The sequence below is a fragment of the Streptomyces sp. SKN60 genome, from assembly GCF_026236535.1.
Taxonomy (GTDB): Bacteria; Actinomycetota; Actinomycetes; order Streptomycetales; family Streptomycetaceae; genus Streptomyces.
The window spans coordinates 292,437-304,710 of sequence record NZ_JAHTMW010000007.1; the positions used below are offsets into that span (position 1 = coordinate 292,437).

Annotated in this window: 8 protein-coding genes and 1 pseudogene; 7 read left to right on the plus strand and 2 right to left on the minus strand. The window is 74.1% G+C overall.

Features of this window, described 5'->3' with window-relative positions; translation table 11 throughout:
• Positions 1-14: 14 nt before the first annotated feature.
• Positions 15-1,430: an MFS transporter gene (locus tag KV205_RS14590; RefSeq protein WP_265864821.1), complete on the minus strand. Its 1,416-nt coding sequence runs from the start codon at positions 1,428-1,430 to the stop codon at positions 15-17.
• Positions 1,431-1,660: 230 nt separating this feature from the next.
• Between KV205_RS14590 and KV205_RS36420 the strand changes: the two genes are divergently transcribed.
• From KV205_RS36420 to KV205_RS14620, 6 genes and pseudogenes are all read left to right on the plus strand, one after another.
• Positions 1,661-2,566, plus strand: a complete 906-nt coding sequence (locus KV205_RS36420; RefSeq protein ID WP_265864755.1) for a TetR/AcrR family transcriptional regulator C-terminal domain-containing protein — start codon at positions 1,661-1,663, stop codon at positions 2,564-2,566.
• A 203-nt stretch (positions 2,567-2,769) separates the two neighbouring features.
• Positions 2,770-4,797: a M4 family metallopeptidase gene (locus KV205_RS14600; RefSeq protein ID WP_265864756.1), complete on the plus strand. Its 2,028-nt coding sequence runs from the start codon at positions 2,770-2,772 to the stop codon at positions 4,795-4,797.
• A 111-nt stretch (positions 4,798-4,908) separates the two neighbouring features.
• A complete protein-coding gene (locus tag KV205_RS36425) occupies positions 4,909-5,334 on the plus strand; it encodes a hypothetical protein (protein ID WP_265864827.1) in 426 nt (141 codons plus the stop codon).
• Positions 5,331-5,678, plus strand: a pseudogene (locus KV205_RS36430) (protein kinase); the annotation flags it as partial. The gene KV205_RS36425 and the pseudogene KV205_RS36430, both read left to right, overlap by 4 nt.
• 801 nt (positions 5,679-6,479) lie before the next feature.
• Positions 6,480-7,175, plus strand: coding sequence for a response regulator transcription factor (locus KV205_RS14615; protein ID WP_265864822.1), 696 nt, complete (start codon positions 6,480-6,482; stop codon positions 7,173-7,175).
• A gap of 383 nt (positions 7,176-7,558) precedes the next feature.
• Positions 7,559-8,671, plus strand: coding sequence for a sensor histidine kinase (locus KV205_RS14620; RefSeq protein WP_265864757.1), 1,113 nt, complete (start codon positions 7,559-7,561; stop codon positions 8,669-8,671).
• Between the two features lie 9 nt (positions 8,672-8,680).
• On the opposite strand, the gene glgP is transcribed toward KV205_RS14620, so the two are convergent.
• A complete protein-coding gene (glgP, locus tag KV205_RS14625; protein ID WP_265864758.1) occupies positions 8,681-11,248 on the minus strand; it encodes an alpha-glucan family phosphorylase in 2,568 nt (855 codons plus the stop codon).
• A gap of 210 nt (positions 11,249-11,458) precedes the next feature.
• On the opposite strand from glgP, the gene KV205_RS14630 reads away from it, so the two are divergent.
• Positions 11,459-12,109 carry a dihydrofolate reductase family protein gene (locus tag KV205_RS14630; RefSeq protein WP_265864759.1) on the plus strand — a complete coding sequence of 217 codons (651 nt, stop codon included), beginning with the start codon at positions 11,459-11,461 and terminating at the stop codon, positions 12,107-12,109.
• The last annotated feature ends 165 nt before the right edge of the window (positions 12,110-12,274 follow it).

Sequence of the window (12,274 nt, forward strand, 5' to 3'; positions counted from 1 at the left end):
CGGCCGCGCTCGGGTCAGGCACCCGTCCGCTTCCTCAGCAGCCCGTACGACAGGGCCGCCGCCAGGAGCGAGACCGCGGCCGCGCCCAGGGCCGCCGCGCCGACGGCCTCGGTGAAGGCGGCGCGGGCCGCGTCCAGGACCGGGCCGGGCGAGGGGAGGGCGGCGGCGAGGGAGTCGCGGGCCGGGGGCGGGGTCCAAGGGGGCATCGAGGCGGTGTAGACGGCGGCGCCGAGGGCGCCGAGGAGGCCCATGCCGAGGGCGCCGCCGAGTTCCTGGCCGGATTCGAGGACGGCGGCCGCGGCGCCGGCGCGGTCGGTGGGGGCGGCGCCCAGGGCGAGTTCGTTGGCGAGGGTCATCGCGGAGACGAGGCCGGCCACGTAGCCGACGCAGGCGGTGAGGACGGCCCACAGCGGGGTGTCGAGGTCGACGAGGCCGAGCCACCCGAAGCCGGCCGCGGCGACGACGAACCCGCCGGCCATCACGTACGCCCGGTCGATCCGCCCGGCGAGCGCCGCGGCGGTCGGGGCGGCGACCATGACGCCGGCGCTCGGCACCAGGCTCCACAGCGCGGCCTCCAGCGGGCTCTGGCCCAGGACGGACTGGAGGTGCTGGGTGAGGAAGACCGCGAAGCCGACCGTGACGCACATGGCGAGCATGTTGACCAGGAGCGAGCCGCCGTACGCCGGGAGGCGCAGCAGCGAGAGGTCGACCATGGGGTGCGCGGCGCGGGACTGGCGGCGTACGAAGACCGCGCCGACGCCGAGCCCGGCGGCGACGGCGAGCGCCGCCCCGCCCGACCAGCCGTCCTTGGCGAACTCCTTCACCCCGTACACGACCGGCAGCATCGCGCCCAGCGAAAGCACCGCGCTGAGCCGGTCGAAGCGCCCGGCCGCCGCTCCCGCGCCGCGCGAGGCGGGCAGCAGGAACGGGCCGAGGAGCAGCAGCAGTGCCATGGCGGGAAGGTTGACGAGGAAGACCGAGCCCCACCAGAAGTGTTCGAGGAGCGCGCCGCTGAGGATCGGGCCGAGCGAGATGCCGCTCGCCATGACGGCGGTCCAGACGGTGACGGCCCTGGCGCGCTGCGCCTCGTCGCGGAACAGCGTGCGGATCATCGCGAGCGTGGACGGCATCAGGCAGGCACCGCCGACGCCGAGGAGCGCGCGGGCCCCGATGAGCCCGCCCGCGCTCCCGGCGAGCGCGGCGGCGACGGACGCGGCGCCGAACAGGGCCGCCCCGCCCAGCAGGACCCGGCGCCGGCCGATCCGGTCGCCGAGCGCGCCCATGGTGACGAGGAGTCCGGCGAGCACGAAGCCGTAGATGTCGAGGATCCACAGCTGGGCGTTGACGCCGGGGTGGAGTTCGGCGGCGATCGACGGGATCGCGAAGTAGAGGACGGAGACGTCCATGGAGACGAGCAGCAGCGGCAGCATCAGGACACCGAGAGCGGTCCATTCGCGCCGCCCGGCGCGCTCGGAGTCGTCGCGGTCCGCGCGGTCGGCGCGGTCGGCGCGCCGTGGTGAGGAGAGCGTCATGCCCGGAGGGAAGCAGCGGCGTCCCGCACCCCGCCAACCCCGCCCTAGTGCACCCCACCCCCGCGGCCGGAAAATCGCAGGTCACACCCGTGTACGGCGTGCCGGTCGCACTAGTACACTCGCGCGCCGTGACGCCTCAGCCGCCCTACCTCGCCATCGCCGCCGAGATCGCCCGCCGGATCCGGTCCGGCGCGCTCGTCCCGGGTGACCGGGTGCCGTCGACGCGGGCCATCACCCGGGAGTGGGGGGTCGCGATGGCGACGGCGACGAAGGCGCTCGCGGCGCTGCGCCGGCAGGGTCTGGTGCGGCCGGAGCCGGGCGTCGGGACGGTGGTCGCGGCACCGCCCGCGGACCGTTCCGCGGAGGCCGCGCATCTGACGCGGGAGCGGATCGTCGCGGCGGCGATCGAACTGGCCGACGCGGAGGGGCTCGGCGCGCTGACGATGCGGCGGCTCGCGACGGTCCTGTCGGTCTCGACGACGGCGCTGTACCGCCATGTGCCCGGCAAGGGCGAGCTGGTGCGCCTGATGACGGACGCGGTGTGCGCGGAGCTCCCGCTGGGGCCGGTGCCGGCGAACTGGCGTACGGGTCTGGAGCGCGGCGCGCGCTGGCTGCGCGGGGTGTACACGCGGCACCGGTGGATGGCGCACGCCATGGCGGGGTTCATGCGGCCGGTCGCCGCCCCGCACGCGATGGCGTACACGGAGTGGGTGCTCGCGGTGCTGCGGTCCACGCCGATGACGGCGGGGCAGAAGCTGCACAGCCATCTGACGATCTTCGCGTATGTCCAAGGGGTGGGAATGGCCGACGACTTGGAGGAGCAGGCGCGGCAGGAGACGGGCTTGTCGGGCGACGAGTGGATGGAAAAGAACGAGCCACGGTTCGACGCGATCCAGTCGGCCGGTTCCTACCCTCTCCTGAATGCCCTGACGGAGGAGGGCGGGTTCGTGCTCGACCTGGAGTCGCTCTTCGAATTCGGCCTCCGGAGAACGCTGGACGGCATCGCCGTCATGATCGGTGAAACGTCCGCTTAACGAACAGTCCCCTTCGGCCATCGGACGAATTCCGGCCAACTTGTTGACGCGCTCCTGACAGCAGGTGTCCATACCTGCCACTCTCTCCCCGGCTCTTCGCAAACACGTTCAGCCGTTCACCCGCATGTGCTCCACAGCTCTGTTTGCTCTGCCCGGCCGTCCCCACCCAGCCGGCCGGTACCCCCCTCGCAAAAGGAGTCTGCGTGAGATCCACGCCCAGCCGTCGCGCCACCGCGACCGGCGCCCTGATCGCTGCCGCCGCCATGATCGCCGTCGGCGTCCAGACCGGCACCGCCACCGCCGACCAGCTCGGCGCCGCGCCCCAGGCGCAGTCCGCCGGCAAGGCCGACCCCGGCAAGCTGCCCGCCGACCTCTCCCCGGCCCAGCGGGCCGCGCTGATCAAGGCCGCCCAGGCCGACTCGGCCGCCACCGCCCAGCGGCTCGGCCTCGGCGCCCAGGAGAAGCTGGTCGTCCGCGACGTGGTCCAGAGCCGTGACGGCTCGACCTACACGCGCTACGAGCGCACCTTCCAGGGCCTCCCGGTGCTCGGCGGCGACCTCGTCGTCGCGGCCACCAAGGCCGGCGCGACCACCTCGGTCACCAAGGCCACCCGCGCGGACATCACCAAGGTCGACGTCGCCGCCGCGACCGTCGCCCCGGCCGCCGCCGAGAAGCAGGCCGTCGGCCGCGCCAACGCCGAGGGCGCCAAGTCCACCAAGGCGAACCGCGCCCCGCGCAAGGTCGTCTGGGCCGCGAACGGCACCCCCGTCCTCGCGTACGAGACCGTCGTCGGCGGCCTCCAGCACGACGGCACCCCGAACGAGCTGCACGTCATCACGGACGCCACGTCCGGTGCCAAGCTCTTCGAGTGGCAGGCCATCGAGACCGGCATCGGCAACACGATGTACAGCGGCCAGGTGACCCTCGGCACCGCGCCCTCGTACTCGCTGACCGACACCACGCGCGGCAACCACAAGACGTACAACCTCAACGGCGGTACGTCGGGCACCGGCACGCTGTTCACCAACAGCACCGACACCTGGGGCAACGGCCTGCCCTCCAACAAGGAGACGGCCGGCGCCGACGCCCACTACGGCGCCGCGCTCACCTGGGACTACTACAAGAACGTGCACGGCCGCTCCGGCATCCGCGGCGACGGCGTCGGCGCGTACTCCCGGGTCCACTACGGCAACGCGTACGTCAACGCCTTCTGGTCCGACTCGTGCTTCTGCATGACGTACGGCGACGGCACCAACAACACCAAGCCGCTGACGTCCATCGACGTGGCCGCGCACGAGATGACGCACGGCGTCACCTCCAACACCGCGGGCCTGGTCTACAGCGGTGAGTCCGGCGGCCTCAACGAGGCCACCTCGGACATCATGGCGGCGGCCGTCGAGTTCTACGCCAACAACGCCAACGACAAGGGCGACTACCTCGTCGGCGAGAAGATCGACATCCGCGGCAACGGCACCCCGCTGCGCTACATGGACAAGCCGAGCAAGGACGGCTCGTCCAAGGACTCGTGGTACTCGGGCATCGGCTCCATCGACGTCCACTACTCCTCGGGCCCGGCGAACCACTTCTTCTACCTGCTCTCCGAGGGCAGCGGCGCCAAGACCGTCAACGGCGTGAACTACGACTCGCCGACCTCCGACGGCCTGCCGGTCACCGGCATAGGCATCGACAAGGCCCGCCTGATCTGGTTCAAGGCGCTCACCACCAAGTTCACCTCGAACACCAACTACGCCGGTGCCCGCACCGGCACGGTCGCCGCGGCCACCGAGCTCTACGGTGCCGGCAGCGCCGAGGTCACGGCGGTCGAGAACGCCTGGGCCGCCATCAACGTCGGCTCCCGCCCCGGCGGCGGCACCCCCGGCGGCAAGGTGTTCACCAACGACACCGACGTCGCCATCCCGGACTCCCCCGGCGCCGCGGTGACCTCCTCGGTCAGCGTCACGGGCATCACGGGCAACGCGCCCAGCAACCTCTCCGTCGGCGTGGACATCGTCCACACCTGGATCGGTGACCTGGTCGTCGACCTGATCGCCCCCGACGGCACGGTCTACAACCTGCACAACCGGACCGGCAGCAGCGCGGACAACATCCAGCAGACCTACACCGTGAACGCCTCCTCGGAGGTCGCCAACGGCACCTGGAAGCTCCGCGTCCAGGACAAGGCCTCGGCCGACACCGGCTACATCAACAGCTTCAAGCTGACCTTCCCGTAAGGGAACCGGCGCCGGCACCATTGCGCCGATCGCGCTGACAGTGCGTCAAAATGACGGTCCTCGGGGCGAATTCGCCCCGGGGACCGTCGACGGCATTTCGGGGGTGTGTCCGTGCACGCGTCAGGACGAGGACGACAGGAGCTGGGTCCGGAGGACCCGCGGCAGGTCGGGGAGTACGAGATCACCGGCAAGCTCGGCGAGGGTGGCATGGGCCGGGTCTACCAGGGCCGCTCCCCCGGCGGCCGGCTGGTCGCCGTCAAGGTGGCCCGCGCCGAACTCGCCGCGGACGAGGGCTTCCGCGCCCGGTTCCGCAGCGAGATCTCCGCCGCTCGGCAGGTCGGCGGCTTCCACACCGCGCAGGTCGTCGACGCGGACCCGGACGCCACCCCGCCCTGGATGGTCACCGCCTTCGTGGCCGGCCGCGACCTCGACTGGGGGTACCTCCCAGGCCGAAGGCTCTGGGGGACGTCGCCGAGGACGGGCCGTTCGACGAGAGCGCGCTGTACGCCCTGGGCGCGGCGCTCGCCGAGGCGCTGACCGCGATCCACGCCTGCGGGGTGGTGCACCGCGACCTCAAGCCGGGCAACGTCATCATGTCCGACGACGGGCCCCGGGTCCTCGACTTCGGCATCGCCCGCGCCCTCCACGACACCCGGCTCACCCACACCGGAAGCGTGATCGGCACGGCCGGGTTCCTCGCGCCCGAGCAGATCGAGCAGGGCACGGTCGGGCCCGCCTGCGACGTGTTCGCGCTCGGCGCGGTCCTGGTGCACGCCGCGGGCGGCAGCGCCTTCGGCGAGGGCCCGCCGATGAGCCTGCTCTACCGGGCCGTGCACGGCGAACCGGACCTGTCGGCGGTGCCGGAGGCACTGCGCGCCTTGGTCTGCTCCTGCCTCGCCAAGGACCCGGCGGACCGGCCCACCGCGCCGGGCCTCCTCGCCGAAGTGCGCGTCCACGCGCCGGTGGTGCCGGTCGCGGCCCCGGTCGCGGCCCCCGATGCGGTCCCGAGGCCGGTGGCCGCGCCGCCCGCCTCCCCGGCCCCGGTGCCGGTGCCGGTGCCGCCCACCGCCGTCGCCCCGCCCGCCCCCGTGGTCTTCGAGGCGACCCCGGGCCGCAAGCTCGCCGGACTCGTCTGGAGCCTGGCCGGCGCGCTGTTCGCGGGCCTGGTCACGCTCGGCGCCTGGCAGACCGACTACGCGGAGTACGACTCCGGGGAGAGCCTGCGGCTCTGGGCGCCGGTGGCGCTCGCCGCGTTCGCGCTGCGCATCGCCGCCGCCCTGGCCCGCCCCCACACCGTCACCGTCGAGGCGCCCGGACTCACCGTCCGCAGCCGCCGCGGCACCCACAAGGACGACCCGCTCGTCACCATCCCGTGGACGGACGTCGTCGCCGTCAGCCGCCCACCGGTCACCAAGGGCCCGAACGTGCAGCTGCTCCTCAGGCTGCGCTGGGGCGCCCCGCTGCCGCTCCCCCGCCAGGGCGTCGAGCCCCGCCAGCCCGACTGGGTCACCGTCACCGTGCCCCGCCCGATCGGCACCACGACCACCACCCCGCCCGATCGGCACCACGACCACCACCCTGCGGGGCCGGCTGCGCGAGGCCGTCGCCCGCTGCGCCCCGCACGTCCACGTCGACTACCTCTGACCCGCCGTGGGCCGCGCCCCCGCCCGTACGCTGGGCGGATGATCAGGGTGCTGCTTGCCGACGACGAGACGATGATCCGGGCCGGGGTACGGGCGATCCTCGCCACCGACCCCGGGATCGAGGTGGTCGCCGAGGCCGGGGACGGGCACCAGGCGGTCGAACTCGCCCGGCTGCACCGCCCCGACGTGGCCCTGCTCGACATCCGGATGCCCCGGCTCGACGGGCTCGGCGCGGCGGAGGAGCTGCGGCGGGCGGCGCCCGGGACGGCGGTCGTGGTGCTCACCACCTTCTCGGAGGACGCGTACATCGAACGGGCCCTGGGCAGCGGCGCGAGCGGCTTCCTGCTGAAGTCCGGGGATCCGCGCGAGCTGATCGCCGGGGTGCGGGCGGTCGCGGCCGGCGGGGCGGCGCTCTCGCCCGTCGTCGCCCGGCGGGTCATCGACACCCTCGGCGGCGAGCGGCTCGGCCGGGTCGCCGACGCCCGGGACCGGCTCGCGCCGCTCACCGGCCGCGAACGGGAGGTGGTGGCGCTGCTCGCGGCCGGCCTGTCGAACCAGCAGATCGCCGAGCGGCTCCACGTGGTGGAGGCGACGGTCAAGGCGCATGTGAGCGCCGTCCTCGGGCGCCTGGGCCTGCGCAACCGGGTGCAGCTCGCGGTCCTCGCGTACGAGGCGGGCCTGGTCCCGGGCACGGACGCGGACGCGGACGCGGGCACGGACGCGTCGGATGCGTGAGCGCCTCTTCGACCTCGGCCTGTGGCTGCTGCTCTGCGTCCCGGTGCTGCTGCGCTCCGACCCCGCGGACGGCGGCTCGTGGACCCAGGTCGCGGTGGGTGTGGCCGTCCTCGGCGGGTGCGTCGCGGTCAGCCGGCGGTGGCCGCTGCTGCCGCTCGCCGTCACGGTCGCGGTCAGCCTGCCCGCCACCCTGGAGCTGTTCACCCCCTCGTACAGCCTGGCCCTGGTCGCCTTCGGGTATCTCGCCGGGCGGCGGCAGGAGCAGAGCCGGGGCGCGTGGTGGCTGTTCGGCGCGGTGGCGGCGGTGGGCCTGGTGCTCACCCGGTTCACCGGGACCTCGCTCGGGCCGTGGTTCACGCTGCTGCTCGCTCGCGCTCGCCATCGTGGCGCCGTGGCTGATCGGGCGTTACGTACGACAGTACGACCGGCTCGTACGCAGCGGCTGGGAGCTGGCGGACCGGATGGAGCGCGAGCAGGCGGCGGTCGCGGACCGGGAGCGGCTGCGCGAACGGTCCCGCATCGCGGGCGACATGCACGACTCCCTCGGCCACGACCTGGCACTCATCGCGGTCCGCGCGGGCGCCCTGGAGGTCGACCCGGCCCTCGGCCCCAAGCAGCAGCACGCGGCGGGCGAACTCCGCCGGGCGGCGGCGGACGCGACCGAGCGCCTGCGGGACGTGATCGGCGTCCTCCGGGAGGACCACACGGCACCCCCGACCACCCCACCCGACGAAACCCTCCCCGAACTGCTCGCCCGCGCCCACGCCTCCGGCCTCCCGATCACCCTCACCGGTGACCCGGTGCCGTCCCTGCCGGGCATGCCGGGCCGCGCCCTCCACCGGGTCGTCCAGGAGGCCCTGACGAACGCGGCCAAACACGCACCGGGCGCCCCGATCACGGTGACGGTGGGGGCGGCGGACCCCGGCGACACGGTCCGGGTACGGGTGGCCAACGGCCCCGGCGGCGACGCCTCGCGCGGGACCGCCGGCGGTACGGGGCTCGTGGGCCTGGACGAGCGGGTGCGGCTCGCGGGTGGTTCGCTCGACCACGGGCCGTCGCCGGACGGGGGCTTCGTCCTGACGGCCACGGTGCCGCGGCAGGCACCGGTGGCGCCGCCGGCCGCCGCCCCGACCTCGGCGCGCGAACTGGACCGGGCCCGCCGGGAGGTGCGGCGCGACCTGGTCCGGGCGATCTGGATCCCGATCGCGCTGCTCGTCGCCCTGACCGCGCTGGTGGGCGCGGTCGCCCTCTGGACCCCGTCCCGCTCCTACCTGGAGCCCGACAACTACGCGCGCCTCCTCGTCGGCCGGACCTACGCCGACCTGTCCGACGACCTCCCCGACCACCCCCTCCCCGCCGCCCCACCCGGCCTCCCGCCCGAGCCGCCGTCCACCGACGAGTGCCGGTACTACCGCTCCACCGTCTTCGCGGCGGTCCCGGTGTACCGGCTCTGCTTCGCCGACGGCCGGCTGGTCTCGAAGGACCGGCTGGGCTGAGGCGGGCCCTCAGCGCAGCAGCACCCCCGCCCCCTCCCCCGTCGCCTCCGGCGGGAGGGCCGCCAGGCCGAGTTCGGCCGGGTGGGTGAGGAGGGGGTGGGCGGGGAGGACGCGGACCGTGCAGCCGAAGGGGCCCGTGCGGTCGAGGGAGAGGGCGCCCGCGTAGGGGAGGCGGCCCTCCAGGTCCGGGCCGCCCGCGGGCTTGAGGACGGCGGTGCGGGGGGAGAGGAGGAGGTCGTCGGCGTCGACGCGGCCGGTGACGACCTGGACCTCGACGTCGTCGGGGCCGAGCTCGCCGAGGGACACGCGGACCCGGACCGCCGGGGTGGCGCCGAGTTCCGCGTCGCGGAGGTCGTCGCCGACCTCGACGTGGTCGACCGAGACCTTGGGCCATGCGGCGCGCACCCGGGCCTTCCAGGCGGCGAGTTCGCGGGCCGCGTCGGGCCCGAGGGCCCGGTGGGCGTCGGCGGCGGGGACGTAGAGCCGCTCCACGTACTCCTGGACCATGCGGTCGGCGAGCACCTTGGGGCCGAGGTCGGCGAGGGTGCGGCGGACCATCGCGGTCCAGCCGGCGGGCACCCCGTCGGCGCCCCGGTCGTAGAAGCGGGGCGCGACGCGCCGCTCGATCAGCTCGTAGAGCGCGGCGGCCTCCAGGTCGTCGCGCCGCTCCTCGTCGAGCGCGGCGGCGCCGTCGGCGGTGGGGATGGCCCAGCCGAAGTCGGACTCGAACCACTCGTCCCACCAGCCGTCCAGGACGGAGAGGTTGAGGCAGCCGTTGAGCGCGGCCTTCATCCCGCTGGTGCCGCACGCCTCAAGCGGGCGCAGCGGGTTGTTCAGCCACACGTCGCAGCCGGGGTAGAGGCCGCGGGCCATGCCCATGCCGTAGTCGGGCAGGAAGACGATCCGGTGCCGGACCCGCGGGTCGTCGGCGAACCGCACCAGCTCCTGCACCAGCTTCTTGCCGCCGTCGTCGGCCGGGTGCGCCTTGCCCGCGACGACCAGCTGCACCGGCCGCTCGGGGTGCAGGAGCAGCGACCGCAGCCGGTCCTTGTCGCGCAGCATCAGGGTGAGCCGCTTGTACGAGGGGACCCGGCGGGCGAAGCCGATGGTGAGGACGTCGGGGTCGAGGACGGAGTCGGTCCAGCCGAGTTCGGCGGCGGCCGCGCCGCGCTGCCGCCAGGAGGCCCGCAGCCGCTGCCGTACGTCGAGGACGAGCCGTTCGCGCAGGGTGCGGCGCAGCTCCCACAGCTCGCCGTCGGTGGCGTCGGGGGCGAGCCCGGCGACCTCGGGGGCGGTCCAGGTGGGGGCGTGCACGCCGTTGGTGACGGAGGTGAGCGGGACCTCTTCGGCGTCGAAGCCGGGCCAGAGTCCGGCGAACATGGCGCGGCTGACGGCGCCGTGCAGGGTGGACACGCCGTTGGCGCGGCGGGCGAGCCGCAGGCCCATGGCGGCCATGTTGAAGACGCCGGGGTCGCCGCCGAGCGGGGTCTCGTCGCCGAGGGCGAGGATCCGGCCGGTGTCGACGCCGGGCAGCGCGCCGTCCTCGCCGAGGTGGCGGGCGACCAGGGTGCGGTCGAAGCGGTCGATGCCGGCCGGGACGGGGGTGTGGGTGGTGAACACGGTCCCGGCGCGGACGGCCTCCAGGGCCGCGTCGAAGTCGAGCCCGGGCCGCCCGTCCGCCGCCGGTTCGGCGAGCTCGCGGATGCGTTCGAGGCCGAGGAAGCCCGCGTGGCCCTCGTTGGTGTGGAAGACCTCGGGCGCGGGGGTGCCGGTGAGCCTGGCGTACGTACGAAGCGCGCGGACGCCGCCGATGCCGAGGAGCATCTCCTGGAGCAGCCGGTGCTCGCTGCCGCCGCCGTAGAGCCGGTCGGTGACCTCGCGTTCGCCGGGGGCGTTCTCCTCGACGTCCGAGTCGAGCATGAGGAGCGGGACCCGGCCGACCCGGGCGATCCAGATGTGGGCGTGCAGCGAGCGCCCGCCGGGCAGGGCGAGGGTGACCCGGGCGGGGGTGCCGTCGGGCTCGCGCAGCAGGGAGAGCGGGAGTTCGCCCGGGTCGAGCACCGGGTAGTGCTCCTGCTGCCAGCCGTCGCGGGAGAGCGACTGCCGGAAGTAGCCGTGCCGGTAGAGCAGTCCGACGGCGATCAGCGGCACGCCGAGGTCGCTGGCGGCCTTGAGGTGGTCGCCGGCCAGGATGCCGAGGCCGCCGGAGTACTGCGGGAGGGCGGCGGTGACGCCGAACTCGGGCGAGAAGTAGCCGATCGCGGCGGGCAGGTCGCCGGGCTGCCGCTGGTACCAGCGGGGTTCGGTCAGATAGCGGTCGAGGTCCTCGGCCGCCGCCCGCAGCCGGTCCTGGAAGTCGGGGTCGGCGGCGAGCGCGGCGAGCCGCCCGGCGTCGATGGCGCCGAGCGCGCGGACGGGGTCGCCGTCGGCGGCGCGGACCCCTTCGGGGTCCACGGTCTCGAAGAGGGCGCGGGTCGGCTCGTGCCAGGACCAGCGCAGGTTGCACGCCAGGTCGGCGAGCGGTCGAAGGGTGTCGGGGAGGACGGGACGCACGGTGAATCGACGGATTGCCTTCACGTGTTCCACCTTCGCAGGAGGTGACGGAGCGGGGCGGAAGCACCACGCTGTGCGTCCGCCGTGTTCCGTGACGGGACGCTAGGGCACGCGGGGCGGCGCGCGCCACGGCGCGCGGAGGATCCGCGGCGGCGCGGCGATGAGTTCTCGGGTCCCGGGGAGTCCCATCATCGACACGACATCCCTGGCCCGGCTCGGAAGGAACACCACCTCATGGCACGGCAACTCCTCAAGGTCCAGAACTTCAACGTCTCGCTCGACGGCGTCGCCGCCGGCGAGGACCAGACCCTTGAGCGCCCCTTCGGGCACGCGATCGATCCGCAGAAGATGTTCGCCTGGTGCGGGGCGACGGCGAGCTGGCCGACGCGCACCGAGGAGGGCGGCACCCGGGGTCTGGACGACTTCCTGGTGCGGGACTTCTCGCACAACATCGGCGCCGAGATCATGGGCCGCAACAAGTTCGGTCCGCAGCGCGGCCCGTGGCAGGACCTGGAGTGGCAGGGCTGGTGGGGCGACGAGCCGCCGTTCCACACGCCGGTGTTCGTGCTGACCCACCATCCGCGGCCCTCGTTCACGCTCTCCGACACCACCTTCCACTTCGTGGACGCCGATCCGGTCACCGCCCTGGAGATGGCGAAGGAGGCGGCGGAGGGGAAGGACGTGCGGCTCGGCGGCGGGGTCACCACGGTCCGCGAGTTCCTGGACGCCGACCTGATCGACACCCTGCACATCGCCGTCTCGCCCGTGAAGGCGGGTTCCGGCCTGCGGCTGTGGGAGTCGCCCGAGGAGCTGACCGACCGCTACCACCTCGATGTGGTGCCGAGCCCCAGCGGGGTCACCCACCACCTGTTCTGGCGGAAGTGACCGCCCCCCTCCCGGAACCGGCTCCGTCCCACAGGGACGGAGCCGGTTGCTTGTCCGGGAGCTGTTCTTGTCGTTCGCGCCCCTACGCCCTAGTAGTTAACAAACAGCCGGATTGCCCACCCGAAATCCGGGGGAAGGCTCCTCCTCGTACCCCGCTGTACTCCT